This window comes from Undibacterium sp. SXout20W (assembly GCF_049340285.1).
In the GTDB taxonomy this organism is placed as follows: Bacteria; Pseudomonadota; Gammaproteobacteria; order Burkholderiales; family Burkholderiaceae_D; genus Undibacterium.
The window spans coordinates 17,054-40,200 of the sequence record NZ_JBMPPH010000012.1; the positions used below are offsets into that span (position 1 = coordinate 17,054).

A 23,147-nucleotide genomic window follows, 5' to 3' on the forward strand; every position below is an offset into this window, starting at 1 on the left:
CGGGGAGTAAGATATATAAAATGTTAATTGAGGTGATTTGGGAAATTCGGTGCTTGCCAACGATGCAAAAAATCGGGAATCCGCTCAAAATCAGTCGATTTGTCCAGAAAACCATCGGCACCAGCACGCATGGCATGTTGGCGATTGTCTTCAGTGGAATGATTCGTAAGTACGACGATTTTTACAGAAGGTTTTTGTTGCTTGATGCTTTTTAATAATTGCAAGCCATTACCATTGCCTAATTGAAGGTCGAGAATGATGGCATCCGTTTCGGTATTGAGTACTTTGTCAAAAGCAGTGTCTACATCACCCGAGACGCCGATGACATGGATTCCAGGTACTTCTTCAACGAACCGGATCAACCGGTTCTGAATCAGTACTGAGTCTTCGACAATAAATAAATTCATGATGCGTAGGATGATGAACACCGCTTTGTTTGCTTGTGTTCATTATCGTTATTTCATGCATTGATTTAAATCAGGCAATGCTGATTTGATCTATCGGATTAACTGACGATGATGTAGGAGTTTTCCTACAAGAAGAGGGGGGCGCTGGAAAAAATTGCTTATGCGTTAGGTGTAAGCAGGTGGTGCGCAACAGCGTACTGCACCAGATCGGACATGTTATTCATGCTCATTTTCTGCATAATGCGCATTTTGTGGGTGCTGACCGTTTTTACACTGAGATGCAGTATGTCGCCAATTTCGGTAATAGTTTTACCTTTGACTAAATGCGTAAATACCTCGAATTCGCGATCTGATAAATTAATGTGAGGCAAGGTGTCATCTGCAGGCATTGCATTCATCGCCAATTGTTCAGCGACCTCGATACTAATATAAGGGCGACCCGACGCGACTTTGCGTAAAGCAGTCACTAACTGCGTCCCCGCACTTTCTTTGGTTAAGTAGCCACGAGCACCAGCACGAATAGCACGAACCGCATATTGCTCTTCTTCGTGCATGGTTAAGATCAGAATTGGCAGTTTAGGAAACTCATCTTTGATTTGTCGAATCAAATCCACGCCGCTGCGTCCGGGCATGGACAGATCCATCAGTAAGACGTCAAAACTGACATTCCTTACCTTCTCAAGCGTATCAAAGCCATCAACTGCTTCTGCGACGACTTGAATGTCGTCGTTTCCATCGAGAATGCGCTTTAAGCCTTCACGCATGATGGTATGGTCATCGGCAATCAGAATACGGATCATTGAATTGGTGCAGAGTAAAATTGCATTGCAAAAAAAGTTGCAAGGTCAATCACTATTGTACTGTACTACCACGTTCAAAGATGTTGTATCTAGGAAAAAAGTCATTTTTCAATGATTCTAGGTTCTATGTACTAAAACAGGAATATTGCATAAAGATAGGACTTTGGTTGTCGTGCTTCCTAGTAATAAATTACCAACACCGCTACGGCCATGCGAGCCCATAAAAATCAAGTCGCAACCGTATTGTTGTGCAGTATAGACAATTTCTTTTGCGGCTGAATCGTTGAATTGCACAATTCCTTCAAAGCTGACTCCTGCCTGACTTGCCGCTGTTTGTGCGGTTTCAAGATAGCTTGCACCGAAACTACGCATCGCAGCCTGATATTCTTCTTCTGTTGGCGTATTCGGTGGAATGATATCGATATAAATTGGATATTGGTAGTTGCTGGCAACAAATACGGCTACGACTTTGGCATCGATTTGTCTGGCAAATTCAATGCCGGCATGAATAGTGGCGTTAGCGAGTTCTGAGCCATCGGTAGGTAGGAGAACTTTAGTGTACATACAATGTCCTTTCAAGAGATGGAGATTTGATGAGGTCATCATGCGCTATTGAGCTTAGTATCTATTTGATAAAGAACAAATTTTCCTTCATATGGCGCTTCATCATTGCTTTGTCTGACGCGGTGAAAGTCTAACGCGACATTGCCGTGGATACGGCTTCTTAGTCCTGGGGCGAATGCATGAAGTCCAGGTAAAATCCACGATTACAGCCAACTCGTAACGGATAGATGGCAGTGTTGAATCGTTAATCAGAGCTTCGAGTGAGCTAGTTGCACAAGGCAATTAACTGCTTTTTAATCGCATTTGTTGGTGCCGTGGTGATCTGAATGCCATCGCATTGATGCCAGGTACCGAATTTGATAAAGATGTTAGCCAGGTCTTGCAGCAGAGTGGCACTGATGCGTGTTTCTTGTTCCAGAAACAGGGATTTTATTTCCAGGATTTTTGTTTGTCGATGTGCCTTCGCATCGACTCTGCCTATCAATTTTCCATCTCGCAGAATTGGTAGGCAAAAGTAGCCGTATTGGCGTTTTTCTGCTGGTGTGTAGCACTCTAAGCGATAGTCGAAGTTAAATAACTCTGAGGCACGTTTTCTGTCCCAAACGACGGGATCGAAAGGTGATAAAAGGCGTACGTTGCTGGACTTTAGCTTGTTGTCGACCGCAAGTTCTAAGGCGGCCAGGTGGTCGGGATGCACGTACAGATCTTGCTCCCAGCCTTGAATTCTTGCTTTGATTAATTGACCTTGATGTGCCAACGTCTCTGGAGTACAAGCATTGGATATTTTTTTCATTCGAAAATAATCCGCGACCCAGCTCGCTTTTGCGATCCCTAGCGCTTTGACTGCACTTAAAACTTTATGGCGTTCACTTTCCTGAGATTCTGGTAGGTGAAGAGCATCATCCCATGTTGGATGTACCCGTTCTGTCAGATCGTAAAATCGCTGGAAATGCTGGCGTCTTGCGACCATGAGCTTGCCACTCGTAAATAAGACTTCTAAAGAGCGTTTTTCTGGTTTCCAGCCCCACCATCCTTTACGCTCACCTTCTTGGCTTTCTTGGCGCTCAAAATCGATGGAACGCACTGCGCCGGTTTTGACAATATGCTCGTGTAGTTCCTGGATTTCATCCCGATGCGAGGCCAGCCACTTGTGATTGAATTTCCAGCCTAAATTTTCTGGATTCAACATCTGGCGACGGTAATGCCCATAATCTTCAATAGGTAAAAAACAGGCTTCGTGCGACCAATATTCAAATAATTTGCCTTCCGCCAATAGTTCATCGAGCCATACTGACTGATAATCACCTAATCGACTCCACAGCACCAGGTAGGGGCTACGCACGACTACATTAATGGTGTCGATTTGAAGTGCGTGCATTTTGTGGATGCAGCTCAAAACGTCTTGTTTGTTTGCTCTTTTGGGTGTCGCACCAAGCAATTGTTGTGCATGTAAATGCAATGCTCGGGCAGCTGGTAGGCTAAGATGGTAATCCAAATGCTTCATACCATGTCCCTCGTTGATATGGATGGCAAAAGAAGGGATAAATCAATAAATCAATAAATTAATTAATAAATTTAATTCATAAATCGACTAAAAAAGCAGTCAAAAAATAATCATAAAGTAGGAGCCTCAAACGATACCAAATTTCGTTCGTTTGAGGCGAAAGTCAACTTATTTTATGCTTGCGATGTCTGCTTAAAAGTGCTTCAAACCGATTGCAGCTTTTACTTCATCCGTTGTTTGCGCCGCAATCTCACGTGCTTTACGAGTGCCATCCTTGAGCATCTGTAAGACTTGACCTCGGTCTTTTGCAAACTCTTCGCGACGTTCACGTATGGGAGCAATCAGATCTTGTAATACGCCTTCCAATCTTGCCTTGACAATGCTGTCACCAAGCCCTCCGCGTACATAATGATCTTTCATCGCCTGAAGACTTTCTTTGTCGTCATCAAAAGCGTCGAGGTAAATAAAAGCTACGTTACCTTCAAGATGGCCAGGGTCTGCAACGCGTAAATGCAGCGGATCGGTGTAGACGTTGCGCACCGCGGCTTTGATTTCAGCGGGGCTGGCACCCAGGTTTATTGTGTTACCTAAGGATTTACTCATTTTTGCTTTTCCATCAATGCCCGGGAGTCGGCCGATCTCTGGTACGAGTGCCTGACATTCGACCAGAATATCCTTGTTGACGAGGCGATTAAAGCGACGAACGATCTCATTCGTTTGTTCTATCATCGGAATCTGGTCTTCTCCGACTGGCACCAGGCTAGCTTTGAAAGCAGTGATATCGGCTGCCTGACTGACGGGGTACGTCAGAAAACCTGCAGGAATATCCCGTTCAAAGTTTCTCAAAATGATTTCTTGTTTGATCGTTGGATTGCGTTCAAGACGTGCCACTGACACCAGGTTCAGATAGTAGAAGGTCAGTTCGGTCAACTCAGGAATTTGCGATTGAATGAAAATCGTTGACTTTGCAGGGTCGATTCCAACTGCTAAATAATCTAAAGCTACTTCCAGCACGTTATTGTGAACTTTTGCCGGGTCATCCATATTGTCAGTTAAAGCTTGTGCATCAGCCAGCATGATGTACTGCGCATATTGATGCTGGTATTTGACGCGATTGCGCAAACTGCCGACAAAATGACCTAAATGAAGTGGCCCGGTCGGGCGGTCACCAGTCAAGATCAGGTGGTTTTTATTTTCAGAGGTACTTGCTTGCATAGGTATTCCATCACTTTCGTGCTTAAAACGTCCTTAAGACTGACCGAACAGGTACTTAAGTCGTGAATTTCGGGTTACTGTCTTGGGGTCATTACCGTATTTTGCGTAAAAAAAGCCGCTCAATTTTTGGCGGCATCTTTAAAATCTGCGTCTAATTTAGACACTATGATGCCGTTACTCAAGAATATGTGTCAAGTTTGAGGAGATTTGTCAAAAACTCTGTGGATTTTACAGTGTCTTGCCTTCAGACTCATGAGTCTGCAATGGTAAAATTAGAGAAATCTGCATTACCCTGCGTTGAATTACCGTTTACGTAAAAGAAAGATCAAGATCTTGACCGCTTTTTCCCCGAAAAAATTAGTTATAGCCTCCCGCGAGAGTCGTTTAGCGATGTGGCAGGCAGAGCACGTTCGTGATCGACTTGTCAGTTTGTACCCTGATTGTGTTGTAGAGATTTTAGGAATGACTACCCGAGGTGACCAGATTCTGGATCGCGCCTTATCAAAAGTGGGGGGGAAAGGTCTATTCGTTAAAGAGTTAGAGGTTGCCATGGCGGATGGTGTCGCAGACCTTGCTGTGCACTCGCTTAAAGATGTTCCTATGGATTTGCCTGACGGTTTTGCGCTGGCTGCAGTGATGGAGCGTGAAGATCCCCGCGATGCTTTTGTTTCTAATCTCTACGATTCTTTAGCTAGTTTGCCAGAAGGCGCTATCGTCGGCACTAGCAGTTTGCGCAGACAAGCGTTAATTTCTGCGCGCTTCCCGCATTTAGTGATTAAGCCTTTGCGTGGCAATCTTGATACACGTCTACGTAAATTGGATGAAGGTGAATATGCTGCGATTATTTTGGCTGCAGCAGGTTTGAAGCGTCTGGGTTTGCCCCAACGTATTCGCGCTTTTCTGCCACCTGAGGACAGTTTGCCAGCGGCCGGGCAGGGTGCCATGGCAATTGAAATTCCAAGCAATCGACCTGAACTCGCTGCTTGGTTAGCGCCATTGAATCATTTGGCAACATCGCAGGCCGTGCACGCTGAACGGGCAATTTCAAAAGCATTTGGCGGAAGTTGCCAAATTCCATTGGCCGCATTTGCGCAGGTTGATGGTGCCGAAATGCATTTGCGCGCCATGGTAGCAACGCCAGATGGACTGCGATTAGCAAAGGCGGAGCTGGTTGGTGCATCGGACGAAGGTATTGCGTTGGCACATAAAATTACAGAGTTACTTTCTGCGCAGGATGCGGAAGAAATTTTAGCCGTCTGTAAAGCGCAGTCGGCGGACTGATCGAGTAGCAGATGTCACTCAAAAAGGTGATTATTACCCGGCCGTTGGCGCAAGCGCTTGAATTTGCTGAGAAAATGCGGCCTTTGAATGCCGAAGCGATCATTTTCCCGTTGATCGATATTCATGCACTCGATGATCAAACGGAGTTACAACAAAAAATATGCGAATTAAGTCAGTATTCTTTAGTTGTCTTTATTAGTCCTAATGCGATCGATGCCTTTATGCCCCATGTTGGCGTGTGGCCAAGTCAGTTGCCAATAGCAGTGATGGGTGAGGGTAGTAAGCGGGCGCTGGGGAAATTTGGTTTGACGAACCTGACAGCAAAGATTATTAGTCCAGCCAATGAGCTGAAAACAGATTCAGAAACCTTACTTGAGGTGCTTGATTTAGCTTCTTTGGCTGATAAGAGGGTACTTGTTGTGCGCGGAGATAGTGGGCGGGAATTTTTATCGGATACCTTGCAAAAGGCTGGTGCCAAAGTTCAACTGCTTACAGCTTACAGACGCTCGGCGCCTGATCTGAATTGTCGGAAGCAGGAGCAACTCACAAGTTTGCTGGCATCGGAACATGTATGGATAATTACAAGTTCTGAGGCGTTGCGAACACTGATGGGATGGGTCGAAAGGCTAAACTCAAATGACTTCGTGGCAAAAATGCAACATCAAGTTATTATCGTTCCCCATGCGCGTATCGCAGAGACAGCGCAACGCATGGGGTTTCATTTCATCACATTAACAGCATCTGGCGACGAATCGGTGCTGGTCGCGTTACAATCACACGTATGAATGAACAGCAAATAAATTCGGGCGCATCGTCGCCAACATCGAACTCTGATCAGCCGCAAGTACAGGTGACAGGGGCGCCTGTACAAGTCGTGGTGAAGGAAAATAACTGGACTCAGCCAGCCTATCTGCTCTCCGGCGTTTTGGCTGTGCTCCTGGCCGCAAACTGGTGGTCCTCTCAAAACCAGATCAGCGCCCTCCGTGAGGAAGTAGCGCGGCGTTTGTTATCTGCGGATACCACAAGTAGCGAAACAAAAATATTAGCCAAAAATGTCCAGGACACTGCCAAAGAAATTCAAACAAAAGTGATTTTATTGGAAGGCAAACAGTCTGAAGCGCAAAGCCAGCAATTGGCGTTGGAACAGCTGTACCAGGATTTGTCTAGAAATCGTGATGAGTGGGCTTTGGCGGAAATTGAAGAAGTGTTGTCAACTGCCAGCCAGCAATTACAACTTGCGGGGAACGTTCCAGGTGCCTTGATTGCTTTGCAAAATGCGGATGGTCGCCTGGCGAAGTCTGATAAACCACAATTTATTGTCATTCGCCGTGCGATTGCCAAGGATATTGAAAAGCTGAAGTCTTTGCCGGCGCTTGATTTGCCGGGTATTGCGCTTCGGCTCGATAGCGTGATCGCACAGGTGGATCGGATGCCATTGTGGGTTGATGAAAAATCGGTAGTGACAGCGACGCCGCCGAAAGCACCGTTACGCGTACTGCCAAAAACTCAAAATAAGCAAGCATCTCAAAAAACAGGCAAGTCCGAGTCCAAAGCGGTGGAGGACGAAAGCGATGTCACCTGGAGTATGCGCCTGCAAGACGTTTGGCAAAGTTTTTCTAGCGAAATGTGGGGTGAGGTCAAACAATTGGTTCGTATCCGCAGTGTCGATACGCCAGACGCTCTGCTATTAGCACCTACGCAGTCGTATTTCGCCCGCGAAAACCTCAAATTACGTTTATTGAATGCTCGCTTAGCCTTGCTGTCGAGAAACGAAGCCGTATTTCGGAGCGATATCAATGCTTCACAAGATGCTGTTGCAAAATATTTTGATACGCGAGCGAAGCAGACTCAAACTGTACAGGCATTATTGGTGCAGGTTCAAAGCAGCAATTTGTCCATTGAAATGCCGAACTTATCCGGGAGTTTGAATGCGGTACGTAACTACAAAGTGAAGCCTTAGTGTATGCGAATTTTTATCCGGCTTCTGATCCTCTTCGCGCTTGCTGTTGGTCTCGCGATTGGCGCACGTTTTAATCCAGGAAACGTGGTTCTTTTCTATCCACCATACAGGATAGATTTATCGTTGAATTTGTTTTTGTTTTTACTGGTCGTCGCTTTTGCGTTGATATATTTGACGATGGGAGCGATTGTTACGGCCAGAAAAATGCCTAAAAAAGTGGCTGCATACCGTCAAGGTAAACGTGAGCGTGACGGTAATAAAGCACTGCGAGAAGCAGTTAAAACCTTGTTTGAGGGACGATTCGGCTACGCCGAAAAAGCTGCTATTCGTGCTACTGAGTTGTCCGACAATGCGGGTGTGGCGGCCTTAATTGGGGCTCGTGCGGCACACCATATGAGTCAGTTTGATCGCCGCGACGCATGGCTGGCGGGTATCGAGCAAGATCAAGCTTACAAAGTCGCGCGACTCGTCACATCAACTGAATTGCTTGTGGATCAGCACAAGTCAGAAAAAGCACTAGAAGCTGTTCGGGAATTACATTTGAACGGCAGTCGGCATATCCAGGTGTTACGTTGGGCACTGAAGGCTAATCAACAAGCGCGCAAATGGCCTGAAGTACTGAAATTAGTTCGAACCTTAGATAAACATCATGCGCTGCATCCGGCATTGTCACTCCGGTTGAAAGAATTGGCGTATGAAGATTTGCTGAAAAATCATGGTCACGACGCAGAGTCAATCCGTCGCGTCTGGTATGAAATCCCGGCAAATGACAGAAAATCTGCCTTCGTTGCCTATCAGGCCGCTAATGCGTTTAATGCACGGGGTTTGTTTGATGACGCCCGTGTGATCGTTGAAAAAGCCCTGCAAGAAGAATGGGATGAGCGGCTTCTGCGGGCTTATCGTGATGCTGCGGCCATCGAAGGCTCTGCGGCGTTATTGTCGCAAATTGATCATTGCGAAAAATGGACTCTGGAGCATCCCACTGACCCTGAACTTGCTTTGACTTTAGGTGTTTTATGTTTGCGTCAAAAGTTATGGGGGAAAGCGCAAAGGCATATGGAGCAAGCATTATCTGATGCTATTTCAGCAATTACCGTGCGCGAAGCGAACTTAAAACTGGCACAATTGCACGAAGCTATCGGCCAGCTTGACGAAGCTGCCTATCATTATCGCCAATGTGCGATTGCCACAACACTCTAAAGTGAACCGGCAGTATAACATCCAGTGTCATCGGTTAAACCCAGACACTGGCGCTGTTAATTTTTTATCGAGATAGCTATTCCTGGCAAGGTTAGCGTAAGTTCCCTACTTTAAAGTTCCAGTATTGCAATGCACAATTCGACCCTGAAAGTCGATATAATCTCGCCTGAGAAAAATGAGTACCAATCTATTTACTGAGTGATATTTACTGAGAAAGAGTGACATGAGCTTGAATAACGTTTCCGCAGGTCGTGATGTGCCAAATGATTTCAATGTCGTTATTGAAATTCCTATGAACGCTGATCCGATCAAATATGAAGTGGACAAAGAATCTGGCGCGATTTTCGTTGATCGTTTCATGGGTACTGCCATGCATTATCCGTGCAACTACGGCTATGTGCCGCAAACGATCGCGGGTGATGGTGATCCAGTGGACGTTTTGGTTATTACCCCATTTCCATTGATTCCTGGTGTTGTTGTTCGTTGCCGTCCAATTGGTGTTTTGAAAATGACGGATGAAGGCGGTGAAGATGCCAAGGTATTGGCAGTTCCTGTTGATAAAATTTTGCCAATTTATACACACTGGCAAAAGCCCGAAGATATGAATGAGTTGCGCTTGCGCCAAATTCAACATTTCTTTGAGCACTACAAAGATTTGGAAAAAGGTAAATGGGTTAAAGTTGAAGGCTGGGGTGGTCCAGACGAAGCGAAAAAAGAAATTCTCGACGGTATTGAGAACTTTAAAAAACTGTAATACTGGCTTTTCATTAGCTTCAAAATAAAAAACGCGATCCTGGGATCGCGTTTTTTGTAGCCATTAACGATGAAATTAGCGCAAAAGCGTGCAAATTTCTGAGCCTGTGAGCCTGTAATTGAATTTTTGAAATCAATGTAAAAATTTGGACGCTATAAGAGCCCCGATGGCAACAATTACGGCAATACTGCTTAATAAAAGCAGTGAATTTACGCCTTCTTTTTGTTTTTTTACGCCCTCGGTAGACGACTTGCTCCTGCCTCCTTTTTGCTTGAGTTTTTTGTCTCTCTCCAAAAAACGATACAGTGCTTGTGACATTTCCTCTGTACTTTGATAGCGCAAAGTTAAGTCTTTTTGCATTGCTTTCATCACAATTTTGGATAGTGACTCGGGTATAGATGGGAGTACCTCAGACGGCGATTTTGGTGATTTGTGCGCAATATGATGTAATAATTTGTCAATGACATTGCTTTGAAATGGCTTATTGAGAGTTAGCATTTCATACATAACTGCACCAAGAGAATATACGTCAGTCAGCGCGTTCACCTGCTTGCCCAATGCTTGTTCTGGAGACATGTAGTTTGGCGTTCCAAGAACATTATTGTTGAACAACGTCACGTCATTTGGACGATTTTCGTCTATCAATCGATTGGGCGCACGAGCAATGCCAAAATCAACTACTTTTGGGTGATTATTCGGCAGAATGAAAATATTTCCTGGTTTAATATCACGATGAATCACGCCATTGGTATGAGCGACCGTCAATGCATCAGCAATTTTCTGAATAATGGTCGCCGTTTCAATAATGTCAAAACTTTTACCTGAGGCAAGCAGTTGTCGTAAATCCTGGCCAGGTAGAAATTCCATGGCAATAAAAGTCGTTCCACCTTCGCTGGATGCATCATAGATAGTGACAATGCTTGGGTGCGAGAGTCGTCCTGCGGCGCGAGCTTCGTTGATGAATTGCTGTTCTCTTTGCTTCTTATCACCTGCATTAGGGCTGGAGTTGAGAATTTTGACGGCGACATCGCGGTCGATCACTGGATCATGGCCACGGAACACCGTGCCGTTCGAGCCTACACCCAGTTTCTCAGTGATGTAAAAACGACCGATCCGCTTGTTTATTGGGCTAGGCGGAAGAGGAGTGGTCGCTTTGTTTGTATTATTTTGCATTTCAGAAGAATGCCTTGAACATTGCTAAATTTCAAGTAAACGTCCTCTTTTGTTATGCTTTTTTTATGGGATCACTTTTTTTGATCACTTTTATAAGGCGTATGTTGATGTAATTCATCGATGTATAACTCAATGCCGTTCGTTTCTCTTTGGAGATAGAGGGCAACTGCATCGCTAAATTCAGGGCGCGCTAACAAATGCGCAGACCAGGTTTTTTTTGGTAAAAATCCTCGGGCCATTTTGTGCTCACCTTGGGCGCCACCTTCAAATAGTTTAATTTTCTTCTGTATGCAAAGTTCTATGGCCTGGTAATAGGCAGTTTCAAAATGTAGACAAGGAAATGATTGTATGCAACCCCAATATCTGCCATATAGCCTTTCTTCGTCATGAATGAGAAGTGACGCCGCAATTTTTTTGCCCTCTTTGTAGGCAATAATCAGAGAAATGTTATCCGGCATTTCTTTGCCGATTTTGAGAAAGAATTCGAGACTTAAATAGGGCGACGAATGATGGTTGGCGTAAGTCAAGTCATAGCATTCCGTAAAGAAACGCCAGATATTTTCATCTGCATCGCTGCCAGAAATGTGGCTAAAGGTGATACCTTGCTCGCGCACCTTGCGTCGTTCGGCGCGGATATTTTTGCTTTTTTTGGCTGAAAGCGTCGCTAAGAAATCTTCAAAATCTCGATAATTTTGATTTTCCCAATGGAATTGCACTCCTGTACGCATTAAAAAGCCAGCATCCTCATAGAGTGCAACATCATCTTCCGGAAGAAATAGCGTGTGATTTGAGGAAAAATCCTCTGTTACCGTCATTTCTTTCAGAATATTAATCATCAGCCGTTGAATATTTATGTCGTTTGCTATCGCACGGCACCCTGTGACCGGTGTAAATGGAATCGCCGAGAGTAACTTTGGATAGTAAGAAAACCCATAGCGCTGATAGGCTTCAGCCCATGCCCAATCAAACACATACTCGCCATAGGAATGCATTTTTTGGTAGAGAGGATAGGCACCTACTAGCGTCGAATCATCCCAAAGAGTGATATAGCATGGTTGCCAGCCGCTGATTTTTGAGGCACAACCAGTTTCGTGCAAGGCGTTCAGGAAGGTATAAGACAGAAATGGATTGCGATGTTCTAGTGAATTAAGTAAATTTTCCCATTGTTCCCGCCCAATCTCAGAAAGAGAACTGATGATAGCCATGCGATAATGCTGCTTGATAGATGTTAATTCCATTTTTGATTCAATTCAGATTGCACGATTATGACCATTAAAGTTGCCATCGCCCAGATGAATAGTTCGGTTGGGGACCTGACCGGAAACGCAGCACAAATTTTTGACTACGTCAGCAAAGCCGCCGCGCAAGGTGCTGATATAGTCGTTACTCCAGAGTTGTCATTGGTTGGTTACTCACCTGAAGATTTATTGCTACGTCAGGCTTTTTACGACAAGACACAGTATGCCTTAAATCAACTTGCTGTGCAGTTGGCGGTTTTCCCGGAGGTGTATGTATTGGTTGGGCACCCGGCCGAGACAGATGGAAGGCGGTTCAATGCGGTTTCTGTGATCGTGAATGGCAAGATTATTGCCAGCTATTTTAAGCATAACTTGCCTAACGACATGGTATTTGATGAGGTACGTTATTTTTCTGCTTCGTCGACACCAGTAGTTTTTAACGTAAAAGGTGTGAGTTTTGGTGTGAATATTTGTGAAGACACCTGGTTTAAAGAGGCTCCACTAGCAGCGAAAAATGCTGGCGCTCAAGTTTTATTGGTACCAAACGGCTCGCCATTTCACATGCGCAAGCAGCATCAACGCATCGAGGTTATGCGTGATAATGTCACTTCAGCTGGCATGTCATTGGTGTATGCGAATCTTGTCGGTGGCCAGGATGAATTGATTTTCGATGGCAATTCTTTTGTGCTGGATACAAATGGCGCCCTGGTTGCACAACTCAAGCACTGTGAGACTGACCTGCAACTCATTGAGTTCGAAGGCGCGCAGCCGCAGCCAGGCAAGGTTGTTCCTACTGAATCAATTGAGGCACAGATTTATCAGGCGTTGGTATTAGGCGTTCGTGATTATGTGACTAAAAATGGGTTTCCTGGTGTATTGCTGGGATTGTCGGGTGGCGTTGATTCAGCATTAACACTGGCGATTGCAGTCGATGCCTTGGGTGCTGATAAGGTGCGTGCGGTGATGATGCCATCCCCTTATACTGCCGATATTTCCTTGTTTGATTCACGCGATATGGTGCAGAGAATCGGCGTTCGCTACGATGAGTTATCCATTGCAGCCTGTTTCGATGCTTTCCGTGCTACCTTAAGCAATGAGTTTGCGGGCTTAAAAGAAGACACAACTGAAGAAAATATTCAGGCGCGGATTCGCGGGACGCTCTTAATGGCTATGTCAAATAAGTATGGGTCCATTGTCTTAACGACTGGCAATAAGAGTGAGATGGCAGTCGGTTACTGCACTTTGTATGGCGATATGGCGGGTGGTTTTGCCGTTATCAAAGATATTGCAAAAACGCTGGTGTATCGCTTATGTGCCTATCGAAACAGTATTTCTGATGTGATTCCTGACCGTATATTGACGCGGGCACCGTCTGCAGAGCTTCGACCAGATCAGAAGGATCAGGATTCCTTGCCACCATATGAGATTTTGGATGCCATCATGCAGCTGTACATGGAAGAAAATAAATCTCGTGCCGACATCGTCGCGGCAGGTTACAGTGAAGAGGATGTTGAAAGAATTACGCGTTTGATTAAAATTAACGAATACAAACGACGTCAGGCACCGATTGGTATTCGCATTACGCATAGGGCTTTCGGTCGTGACTGGCGTTATCCAGTGACATCGAAATTTAGAGATTAAATGAGGGAGAAGATGATGAAACAAATTACAGCGGTAATTAAGCCATTCAAGTTAGATGAAGTCAGAGAGGCGTTGGCAGACGTCAATGTAACGGGTCTGACGGTGACCGAGGTGAAGGGTTTTGGTCGTCAAAAAGGACATACCGAGCTCTACCGCGGCGCAGAATATGTCGTCGATTTTTTACCAAAAATCAAAGTGGAAGTAGTCGTCGACGATAATATCTGTGATCATGTAGTGGATGCGATTATCAAAGCGGCGCACACTGGCAAAATTGGTGATGGAAAAATATTTGTACAAAACGTAGAGCAGGTGATTCGTATCCGCACTGGAGAGACTGGTTCTGAAGCAGTCTAGTGACAGTTAATAGTGCTTTTTGAAAAGGCCAATATGGGCTTTCTGATCAGGTTTTTAGTTATTCTGTTCTCGTTAATATCGCCTATCGCTAGTGCGGAAAATGGTGTTTCAGAACATAAAATTTTGATTGGACAGTCGGCCGCTTTTTCCGGGCCGGCGGCGCAGCTGGGTATTCAACTGAACCTTGGTGCTAAAGCCTATTTTGATCATGTCAATGCGATTGGTGGTGTGTTTGGACGGAAAATAGAAATTGTCCAGCACGATGACAAATACGAGGCTGACCTTGCGGCTGTGAATACCAGACTTTTGATCGAGTCGGAAAATGTATTTGCCTTGTTTGCTTATGTTGGTACGCCTACCAGTAATGCCGCCTTGCCAATTTTTACTAAAGCTAAAGTCCCTTTTTTTGCACCGTTTAGCGGTGCGCAAAGTTTAAGAGAGCCATTCAATAAACTGATCTTTAATGTACGTGCCGGTTACAACGATGAAACTGAGCATCTGGTCGATCGTCTGGTCAATACTGGGCAGAAAAGTATTGGTGTGTTTTATCAGAATGATGCTTACGGTAAGGCAGGTCTTGTTGGTGTTGAGCGCGCTTTAAAAAAGCTCAATTTACCTATTATTGAGACCGCAACCGTCGAGCGTAATAGCATTGATGTAAATAAGGCCGTCGACCGAATGATGGCAAAAAAACCGGAAGTTATTATTCAAATCAGCGCTTATTCATCATGTGCTGCGTTCATCAAGGCAATGCATCGTCGTGGCTATAACGGTCAGTTTTATAATCTTTCTTTCGTTGGTAGTCAGGCCCTATCTGATGCGCTTGCCTCTGAAGGTTCGGGTGTAGTGATCTCCCAAGTCATGCCGTTTCCATGGTCGAGTGCTAATTCGCCGATCGTGGGTGAATACATTAAAGTCATGAAAAAAGCGGGGATCAAAGACTTAAACTTCTCTAGTCTTGAGGGGTATATTGATGCCAGAATTTTTGTTGAAGGATTGCGTAGGGCCGGCCAAAATTTAACCAGAGAGCGATTTATCGCCGCGCTGGAAACGATCAATATGCAAAATTATGATGGCGGCGGATTTGATGTTAATTTTTCACCATCCAATCATAATGGATCAAAATATATTGATATGACGATGATCAGTAAGGACGGAAAGTTTAAAGACTGAGCGAAATCGATCTGAACAAAACCGAATTGAACGTCAACTTTTCAAACACAAATAGGAATTTTTCGTTGTTGTCCGGTAGTAATATCGGCCTTCGAATGTGTTAAAAGTCAGGAAGCTTTGAGTAAAACAATTAAAGCGCCAGAACCGCCATCCGCAGCAGTAGCCTGGCTAAATGCGAGCACTTCATCTTTTTGAATTAGCCAATTTCGCACTTTCTGTTTTAAGACGGGTTCTTTATTGATTGAGCCCAGACCTTTGCCATGAATGATCCGTACGCAGCGAACTCCATTACGCTCGCACTTTCTGAGAAATTCGCCAAGACTATCCCGAGCCTGATCGCGCCGCATGCCATGCAAATCAAGCTGTGCCTGAATAACCCAGTGTCCTTTTCGGAGTTTGCGCACCACATCTGCACCGACACCGATGCGTGTGTAACTGAGGTCGCCATCCGTTTCTAACAAAGAATCAGCATCGAATTCGTCTGACAGTGATTCTTGCAACGCAGATTTTTCATCTGCAAGGTGTTGAAATGGAATTGGTTCTGGGCGCGCAGGAATGGTTTGATGTTTGCTGGCGCTTTTAATCGGCGCAATGTCGCCTATGCTGGAGCGAAAGATATTGGCTTCTACTGCTGCTTTTCTCTCTCGTTCCAGGCGTTCAGCTTGTTCGCGTTGCTGCTGTTCTTGCTGCTTTTTTAATTGCTGCCCCAACGATTTGAGGTCAGCAAAATTTTTCATTGAAGACATCGTCAGGCCAGAATTATTCTTCAAGGTAACGTTGTGCATCCAAGGCAGCCATGCAGCCGGTACCGGCACTAGTAATCGCTTGACGGTAGACGTGATCTTGCACGTCACCAGCTGCAAAGACGCCAGGTACGCTGGTGGCAGTTGACATGCCTTCAGTGCCAGTGCGAGTTTTGATATAGCCATTGTGCATGGTCAACTGGCCTTCAAAAATGCTGGTGTTAGGCTTATGACCAATCGCAATAAACACACCGTGTAAAGAAATTGGCGTCACCACACCGTCGTCTGACTTAATGTTGATGCCTGTTACACCAGAATTGTCACCGGTCACTTCGTCGAGTGTGTGGTTCCATTTGATTTCTACCTTGCCTTCGGCGACTTTAGCCATCAATCTGTCAATCAGGATTGCTTCGGCGCGGAATTTGTCGCGGCGATGGATCACAGTAACCTTGCTGGCAATATTGGACAAGTACAATGCTTCCTCAACTGCGGTGTTGCCACCGCCGACCACCGCAACTTCTTTACCGCGATAGAAAAAGCCGTCGCAAGTAGCACAAGCCGAGACGCCCTTGCCCATGAACGCTTGCTCAGATGGCAGTCCGAGATATTGCGCAGACGCGCCAGTAGCAATAATCAACGAGTCACAGGTATATTCACCTTGGTCGCCAATGAGACGAATTGGTTTTTCATCTAATTTGGTCGTGTGGATATAATCAAAAATAATTTCCGTATTGAAACGTTCTGCGTGCTGCAGGAAACGTTGCATCAATTCTGGGCCTTTCACACCCAATGGATCTGCGGGCCAGTTTTCTACATCGGTTGTGGTCATCAATTGACCGCCTTGTTCAACACCGGTAATCAGAACCGGATTGAGATTTGCGCGCGCAGCGTAGATTGCTGCAGAGTAGCCTGCGGGGCCAGAACCAAGAATGAGTACGCGAGCATGTTTGGAGGTAGACATAGGTTGACCTGCATAAAAAGTTGAACGGGAGGCAAATCGACATTTTTAACACCGATAAGCACTTTAAGAATCGCTTGCAGATGGTGTCTAAGCGAAAAAAATCAAGCAGTAACAATGTACCGGCAGGCCGTTTTTGTGGCATTGCAGCACGTTAAATATGCACTAAACTACGATATAGCCTTTTTTTTCTTACTTTTTACTCATCTTTTGTTCATTAAAGCGAACACAGGGGTAAATTATAGTCTATCCCTAAAAGCTTGGCAGGGCGCACTAAGTTTGGCGAGTGCCCTCTAACATGCTATCGTGTCAGACTTTGGTTGTCTGGATGAACATTTTCCTGATTTATGACTACAAGTAACGAAGCCTATACCCGCAACAACAAAGCGCCGCCACCGCCATTGCCAAACAAAATGGTCGTGTTATTGATGGAGGCACGCTGGATCTTGTTCGCCGCATTAAGTATTTGCCTCATTTTGGTTTTGATCACGTATTCAAAGGCGGATCCGGGCTGGTCACAATCAAGTGTCGTTCCGAAAATCCATAATATTGGTGGTCGATTTGGCGCTTGGCTGGCCGATGTTTTGCTTTACGTTTTCGGTTTTTCAACTTGGTGGTGGTGTGTTGCTGGCCTTAAGCAGGTATGGCAGGCCTATCGTAAGCTGGCAAATCGTTATCTGGTATCTGCCGAACCTGAGCCCGAAGTCACACAAACCGAACTTATCATCCAAAAACTCGGTTTCGCCATGCTGTTGACCGGTAGCATGGGGATTGAATATTTACGAATGTACTCCCTGCGTATCCCGTTGCCCTTGGCGCCAGGTGGCGTTTTAGGCGATTTGATTGGCCGCGCCGCATTCACTGCGCTCGGATTTACCGGCGCTACTTTGGTCTTATTGCTGGTCATGGCGCTAGGGCTCAGTTTGTATTTCCAAGTGTCGTGGCTCACTATTGCTGAAAAAATTGGTACCGGCGTTGAGAGTGTTTTTATTTTTATCACGAATAAGTATTCGGCCGCTGAGGATCGCCGTCTTGGTCAGACTGCAGCCGTAAAACGTGAAGAAGTGGTGGTTCAAGAGCGAGCAAAAATCGTCGAAGCGGCACCTATCCGCATTGAGCCGCAGGTGGTCGCAGTACAGCGTTCTGAGCGGGTAGAAAAAGAGAAGCAGGTATCCTTGTTTAATGAACTGCCGGATACTAATTTGCCACCATTGAACTTGCTTGACGATGCGCCGCCAGTACAAGAAACCGTCAGTATTCAAACACTGGAATTTACCAGCCGTTTAATTGAGAAAAAATTGTCCGACTTTGGTGTTGATGCTAAGGTTGTCGCAGCGTACCCAGGCCCTGTCGTCACTCGTTATGAAATTGAACCAGCGACTGGCGTCAAGGGTAGCCAGATTGTAAATTTGGCACGTGACTTAGCGCGTTCCCTATCGTTGACGTCTATCCGCGTTGTCGAGACGATTCCGGGTAAAAATTATATGGGTTTGGAATTACCGAACCCGAAACGGCAGATCGTGCGTTTGACCGAAATTCTCGGTTCCAAGCTCTACAATGATGGACTGTCGAGTCTGACAATTGCCCTCGGTAAGGATATCGCTGGCAATCCTGTGACAGCCGATTTGGCTAAAATGCCGCATTTGTTGGTCGCAGGTACCACCGGTTCGGGTAAATCTGTTGGTATTAATGCGACGATTTTATCCTTACTGTACAAGTCAGACCCAAACGATGTGCGGATGATTTTAATTGACCCTAAAATGCTAGAAATGTCTGTCTATGAAGGCATCCCACATTTGTTGGCACCTGTAGTTACGGATATGCGTCAGGCAGGGCATGCTCTGAACTGGGCAGTGTCCGAGATGGAGCGGCGTTATAAATTGATGTCCAAGTTAGGCGTACGAAATCTCGCTGGCTATAACGTCAAAATTGCCGAAGCCATCAAAAAAGAACAGCTTATACCCAACCCATTTAGCTTGACACCCGACGCACCTGAGCCGCTGGATAAACTGCCGACCATCGTGATTATTATCGATGAATTGGCAGATTTGATGATGGTGGTTGGTAAAAAGGTTGAAGAGTTGATTGCCCGGATCGCGCAAAAAGCGCGTGCTGCTGGCATTCATTTGATTTTGGCGACGCAACGTCCTTCTGTTGACGTGATCACAGGCTTGATTAAGGCAAATATTCCGACGCGTATCGCGTTTCAGGTGAGTAGTAAGATTGATTCGCGCACGATTCTTGACCAAATGGGGGCTGAAGCCCTGCTTGGTATGGGTGATATGCTCTATATGCCACCAGGTACCGGCCTGCCAGTACGGGTGCACGGTGCCTTTGTTTCAGATGAAGAAGTGCATCGTGTCGTTGAGTATTTGAAAGCACAAGGCGAACCCAATTATATTGAAGGCATTCTGGAAGGTGGCAGCTTGGAAGAGGGCGGCGAAGCTGGTGCTGCAACCGAAGGTGTGGGTGGTGGTGAAGCCGATGCTTTATATGATCAGGCGGTAGCGATTGTATTAAAGAATCGCCGTGCTTCAATTTCGTTGGTGCAGAGACATCTACGGATTGGTTACAATCGCGCCGCACGTTTGTTGGAACAAATGGAGCAAAGTGGGGTCGTATCTACCATGCAGTCCAATGGTAACCGGGAAATTTTGGTGCCTGTTGGCAATGCTGAATAAACGCTGATTATTTAATCTTCAGTATCCAGCATTTTGTCCCGACTGCTTGGAGACGAGTCTCAATCAAATAGGAATTATAGTGAACAAGCAAAGTATATTCTGTCGTCATTTAGCGGCCTGTCTGGTCGCAGCAAGTGCACTGGTCGTCTTTTCTACGAGCGCCCATGCATCGGCAGTCGAACAATTTAAATCATTCATTAACAATTCAAAAAGTGCTAAAGGGGCCTTTACGCAGCAGCAGGTGAAAGTGGTTGATGGCGTGCCTAAGATTACAAAAACTTCCAGCGGATACTTTGTGTTTTTGCGTCCTGGTAAGTTTATTTGGGCGTATCAAAAGCCCTATGAGCAACTGCTGCAAGCCGATGGTGAGAAACTCTATATCTATGATAAAGATTTAAATCAACTGACTATCAAAGAGTTAGGCAATGCGCTGGGCTCCAGTCCGGCTGCAATCTTGTTTGCTGGTGCAGGTACGGCTGATTTAGAAAAGAATTTCACTCTGAAAGACGTTGCTGACAAGCAAGGTCTGGAATGGTTGGAAGCAACAGCTAAAGAAAAAGACAGCCAATTTGAGCATATCGGTATTGGAATGAAAGACGGCGTTCCCTACGCTCTGGAATTGCGCGATAGCTTCGGTCAGGCATCCTTGATCACCTTAAAGAATCTGGAAAAAAATCCAGCCATCAAAGCTGAACAGTTCAAATTTATCACCCCGGCCGGGGCTGATGTGTTTCGTCAATAAATGAATAAAGCATACCCGATCAGTCATCAACAAACACCATTGGCTGAGCGCATGCGCCCGGCTACTTTGCAAGAGGTTATTGGGCAGCAACATTTGCTCGGTGAGGGAAAACCTTTACGCCTGGCTTTTGCTTCTGGTGAGCCGCATTCGATGATTTTGTGGGGGCCGCCAGGTGTCGGTAAAACGACTTTGGCACGTTTAATGGCAGATGCGTTTCAATGCGAATTTATCGCGTTGTCAGCCGTGCTGTCAGGCATTAAAGACATCCGTGAAGCTGTTGAGCGGGCGCAAATCGTGCAAGCTAATTCACGTCGTCGGACCATTTTATTTGTCGATGAGGTGCATCGCTTCAACAAGAGTCAGCAAGATGCGTTTCTGCCGCATGTTGAGAGCGGTTTATTTACCTTTATTGGGGCAACGACAGAAAATCCGTCATTCGAAGTCAACAGCGCCTTATTGTCTCGTGCTGCTGTGTATGTATTAAAGTCCTTGACGGAGGATGATCTGGCAGCAATGGTAGATCGTGCTTGCGAACGCGAACTGGGTGGTTTGCAATTGACACCTGAAGCTAGATCAAGCCTGGTTGCCAGTGCCGACGGTGATGGACGCAAATTACTCAATAATCTCGATATTGTGGCACACGCTGCCAATGCCAAGCAAGTTGTTCTGGTCGACGCGTTGTTGCTAACAGAATGCCTGGGTGATGCATTACGACGCTTTGATAAAGGTGGCGATGCATTTTATGATCAGATTTCAGCATTGCATAAATCGGTGCGCGGTTCCAGTCCCGATGGCGCATTGTATTGGCTCGTGAGGATGTTGGATGGCGGTGCTGATCCGCGTTATCTGGCGCGGCGCATTGTCCGGATGGCGGCAGAAGATATTGGTCTCGCCGATCCACGCGCATTGCGCATTACGTTGGATGCCGCAGAAACTTATGAACGTCTGGGGTCGCCAGAAGGCGAGCTGGCGCTGGCAGAAGCTGTGGTGTATCTGGCCTGTGCGGCAAAATCAAACGCAGTGTACAAGGCCTATAACGAAGTGCGTGCCTTGATCGCCAAAGATAAATCGCGCGTGGTGCCAGAGCATTTACGCAATGCGCCGACCAAATTAATGAAAGAACTGGGTTACGGCAAATTGTACCGCTATGCCCATGATGAACCTGACGCCTATGCCGCCGGGGAAACCTATTTACCCGAAGGTCTGGAACATCATTCATGGTATCGCCCGGTACCACGTGGCATGGAAATTAAAATCGGCGAAAAACTAGCATTTTTGCGGCAATTGGATAAAGATGCTTCTAAAACGTAGATGCCTCTAAAACGTAAATTATTGCTATAAAAATAATTTTTAAGCAAACATTCCGCTTTAAATTTAGGGGAAATCGGTCAGGCTTGTTACAATAGACGATTGGCTCCATTTCAAAAACCTGGCATTAAATTACTATGATAGACATTCAACTCCTACGCAAAGATATTGATAGCGTTGCGGCGCGTTTAGCGACTCGCAAATTTCAATTAGACGTGGCTAGCTTTAATACGCTGGAAGCAGAGCGCAAACAGATCCAGTCTCGTACTGAAGAATTACAAGGCAAACGCAATACCTTGTCCAAGCAAATCGGCATGCTTAAAGGCAAAGGCGAGGACGCGTCCGCAGTGATGGCCGAAGTCGGCGGTATTGGCGATGAGTTAAAAGCGTCTGAAGTGCGCTTGGCCGAAGTGCAGCAAAGCATGACTGCATTTTTGCAGGCGATTCCGAACCTTCCACACGAATCGGTGACGGTTGGCAAAGACGAGTCCGACAATGTTGAAGTGCGTAAAGTTGGTACGCCACGCAGTTTTGATTTTGACGTCAAAGATCATGTTGATATCGGCGCGGCTTTGGGCTTAGATTTTGATACGGCAGTCAAGCTGACCGGTTCACGTTTTTCAGTCATGAAAGGCGGCATGGCACGTTTGCATCGTGCATTAGCGCAATTCATGCTCGACACACAAACATTAGAAAATGGCTATACCGAGGTCTATACGCCGTACATGGTGAATGCAGATTCGATGCGCGGCACCGGTCAATTGCCTAAGTTCGAAGAAGATTTGTTTGCCGTAAAAAAAGGCGGACAAGAAGGTGAGGGCGAAACCCTGTACCTGATCCCCACTTCAGAAGTAACCTTGACTAACACCGTACGCGACGAAATTGTCCCTGCTGACGCTTTGCCAATTAAGATGACAGCACATACGCCATGTTTCCGTTCTGAAGCGGGCAGCTATGGCCGCGATACACGCGGCATGATACGTCAACACCAATTTGATAAAGTTGAAATGGTACAGATCGTTCATCCTGACCATTCGATGGCTGCATTGGATGAAATGGTGGGACACGCAGAATCGGTATTAAAAAAATTGGCGTTGCCTTACCGCGTCGTCAGCTTGTGTACTGGTGATATGGGTTTTGGCTCTGCTAAAACTTTTGATCTGGAAGTCTGGCTGCCAGCACAAAATACTTATCGTGAAATTTCGTCGATCTCAAATATGGAAGCATTTCAGGCGCGTCGTATGCAAGCCCGTTTCCGTAATGCGCAGGGCAAGCCAGAAATGGTGCACACCTTGAACGGTTCTGGATTAGCAGTGGGCCGGACCTTGGTGGCCGTCTTGGAGAACTACCAGCAAGCTGATGGCTCTGTGATCATTCCTGCTGCTTTGCGGCCGTACATGGGTGGAATAGAAGTGCTGCAACCAGCAGCTTAAATTCATAAAATCGCTTGC

At 45.9% G+C, this 23,147-nt stretch carries 21 protein-coding genes; 12 read left to right on the forward strand and 9 right to left on the reverse strand.

Features of this window, described 5'->3' with window-relative positions; translation table 11 throughout:
* Window positions 1–23: 23 nt before the first annotated feature.
* The 5 genes from ACO0K1_RS08475 to trpS all read right to left on the reverse strand — a co-directional run bounded on the left by ACO0K1_RS08475 (window position 24) and on the right by trpS (window position 4,490).
* Window positions 24–407, reverse strand: a complete 384-nt coding sequence (locus ACO0K1_RS08475) for a response regulator (RefSeq protein WP_423024660.1) — start codon at window positions 405–407, stop codon at window positions 24–26.
* A 158-nt stretch (window positions 408–565) separates the two neighbouring features.
* Window positions 566–1,207, reverse strand: coding sequence for a response regulator (locus tag ACO0K1_RS08480; protein ID WP_423024662.1), 642 nt, complete (start codon window positions 1,205–1,207; stop codon window positions 566–568).
* Window positions 1,208–1,324: 117 nt separating this feature from the next.
* Window positions 1,325–1,771: a universal stress protein gene (locus ACO0K1_RS08485; protein ID WP_423024664.1), complete on the reverse strand. Its 447-nt coding sequence runs from the start codon at window positions 1,769–1,771 to the stop codon at window positions 1,325–1,327.
* A gap of 265 nt (window positions 1,772–2,036) precedes the next feature.
* Window positions 2,037–3,275, reverse strand: coding sequence for a winged helix-turn-helix domain-containing protein (locus ACO0K1_RS08490; RefSeq protein WP_423024666.1), 1,239 nt, complete (start codon window positions 3,273–3,275; stop codon window positions 2,037–2,039).
* Between the two features lie 192 nt (window positions 3,276–3,467).
* Complete coding sequence (trpS, locus tag ACO0K1_RS08495) at window positions 3,468–4,490, reverse strand: tryptophan--tRNA ligase (RefSeq protein WP_423024668.1); 1,023 nt, start codon at window positions 4,488–4,490, stop codon at window positions 3,468–3,470.
* A gap of 333 nt (window positions 4,491–4,823) precedes the next feature.
* Here trpS and hemC point away from each other — a divergent pair, with 333 nt between their 5' ends.
* The 5 genes from hemC (at window position 4,824) to ppa (ending at window position 9,685) form a co-directional block, all read left to right on the forward strand.
* Entirely contained in the window at window positions 4,824–5,771 is a 948-nt protein-coding gene (hemC, locus tag ACO0K1_RS08500) for a hydroxymethylbilane synthase (RefSeq protein ID WP_423024670.1), read from the forward strand.
* 11 nt (window positions 5,772–5,782) lie between these two features.
* Window positions 5,783–6,556 carry a uroporphyrinogen-III synthase gene (locus ACO0K1_RS08505; RefSeq protein WP_423024672.1) on the forward strand — a complete coding sequence of 258 codons (774 nt, stop codon included), beginning with the start codon at window positions 5,783–5,785 and terminating at the stop codon, window positions 6,554–6,556.
* On the forward strand, window positions 6,553–7,731 hold the full coding sequence (locus tag ACO0K1_RS08510; RefSeq protein WP_423024674.1) for a uroporphyrinogen-III C-methyltransferase: 1,179 nt from the start codon (window positions 6,553–6,555) through the stop codon (window positions 7,729–7,731). The genes ACO0K1_RS08505 and ACO0K1_RS08510 overlap by 4 nt, the downstream gene beginning before the upstream one ends.
* A gap of 3 nt (window positions 7,732–7,734) precedes the next feature.
* Entirely contained in the window at window positions 7,735–8,931 is a 1,197-nt protein-coding gene (locus tag ACO0K1_RS08515) for a heme biosynthesis protein HemY (protein ID WP_423024676.1), read from the forward strand.
* 223 nt (window positions 8,932–9,154) lie between these two features.
* Entirely contained in the window at window positions 9,155–9,685 is a 531-nt protein-coding gene (gene ppa, locus ACO0K1_RS08520) for an inorganic diphosphatase (protein WP_423024678.1), read from the forward strand.
* Between the two features lie 132 nt (window positions 9,686–9,817).
* On the opposite strand, the gene ACO0K1_RS08525 is transcribed toward ppa, so the two are convergent.
* Together ACO0K1_RS08525 and ACO0K1_RS08530 are read right to left on the reverse strand one after the other, a co-directional pair.
* Entirely contained in the window at window positions 9,818–10,858 is a 1,041-nt protein-coding gene (locus ACO0K1_RS08525) for a serine/threonine protein kinase (protein ID WP_423024680.1), read from the reverse strand.
* A gap of 71 nt (window positions 10,859–10,929) precedes the next feature.
* A complete protein-coding gene (locus ACO0K1_RS08530; protein WP_423024682.1) occupies window positions 10,930–12,096 on the reverse strand; it encodes a GNAT family N-acetyltransferase in 1,167 nt (388 codons plus the stop codon).
* A 27-nt stretch (window positions 12,097–12,123) separates the two neighbouring features.
* Between ACO0K1_RS08530 and ACO0K1_RS08535 the strand changes: the two genes are divergently transcribed.
* The 3 genes from ACO0K1_RS08535 to ACO0K1_RS08545 are packed head-to-tail and all read left to right on the forward strand — an operon-like array spanning window position 12,124 to window position 15,264.
* On the forward strand, window positions 12,124–13,737 hold the full coding sequence (locus ACO0K1_RS08535) for an NAD+ synthase (RefSeq protein WP_423024684.1): 1,614 nt from the start codon (window positions 12,124–12,126) through the stop codon (window positions 13,735–13,737).
* Between the two features lie 15 nt (window positions 13,738–13,752).
* The gene (locus tag ACO0K1_RS08540) at window positions 13,753–14,091 is read left to right on the forward strand and encodes a P-II family nitrogen regulator (protein ID WP_423024805.1); all 339 of its coding nucleotides are present in this window, start codon (window positions 13,753–13,755) and stop codon (window positions 14,089–14,091) included.
* A gap of 33 nt (window positions 14,092–14,124) precedes the next feature.
* Window positions 14,125–15,264, forward strand: coding sequence for an ABC transporter substrate-binding protein (locus ACO0K1_RS08545; protein ID WP_423024686.1), 1,140 nt, complete (start codon window positions 14,125–14,127; stop codon window positions 15,262–15,264).
* A 107-nt stretch (window positions 15,265–15,371) separates the two neighbouring features.
* Here ACO0K1_RS08545 and ACO0K1_RS08550 read toward each other — a convergent pair whose 3' ends face one another.
* Both ACO0K1_RS08550 and trxB read right to left on the reverse strand, forming a co-directional pair.
* Window positions 15,372–16,001, reverse strand: a complete 630-nt coding sequence (locus ACO0K1_RS08550; RefSeq protein ID WP_423024688.1) for a Smr/MutS family protein — start codon at window positions 15,999–16,001, stop codon at window positions 15,372–15,374.
* Window positions 16,002–16,023: 22 nt separating this feature from the next.
* Window positions 16,024–16,968 carry a thioredoxin-disulfide reductase gene (trxB, locus tag ACO0K1_RS08555; RefSeq protein ID WP_423024690.1) on the reverse strand — a complete coding sequence of 315 codons (945 nt, stop codon included), beginning with the start codon at window positions 16,966–16,968 and terminating at the stop codon, window positions 16,024–16,026.
* A 344-nt stretch (window positions 16,969–17,312) separates the two neighbouring features.
* Between trxB and ACO0K1_RS08560 the strand changes: the two genes are divergently transcribed.
* From ACO0K1_RS08560 to serS, 4 genes are all read left to right on the forward strand, one after another.
* Window positions 17,313–19,646 (forward strand): DNA translocase FtsK, encoded by a 2,334-nt coding sequence (locus tag ACO0K1_RS08560; RefSeq protein ID WP_423024692.1) that lies wholly within the window; start codon window positions 17,313–17,315, stop codon window positions 19,644–19,646.
* A gap of 79 nt (window positions 19,647–19,725) precedes the next feature.
* Window positions 19,726–20,388 (forward strand): outer membrane lipoprotein chaperone LolA, encoded by a 663-nt coding sequence (gene lolA, locus ACO0K1_RS08565; RefSeq protein WP_423024694.1) that lies wholly within the window; start codon window positions 19,726–19,728, stop codon window positions 20,386–20,388.
* Window positions 20,389–21,699 (forward strand): replication-associated recombination protein A, encoded by a 1,311-nt coding sequence (locus ACO0K1_RS08570; protein WP_423024696.1) that lies wholly within the window; start codon window positions 20,389–20,391, stop codon window positions 21,697–21,699.
* Between the two features lie 134 nt (window positions 21,700–21,833).
* A complete protein-coding gene (gene serS / locus ACO0K1_RS08575; protein WP_423024698.1) occupies window positions 21,834–23,129 on the forward strand; it encodes a serine--tRNA ligase in 1,296 nt (431 codons plus the stop codon).
* The last annotated feature ends 18 nt before the right edge of the window (window positions 23,130–23,147 follow it).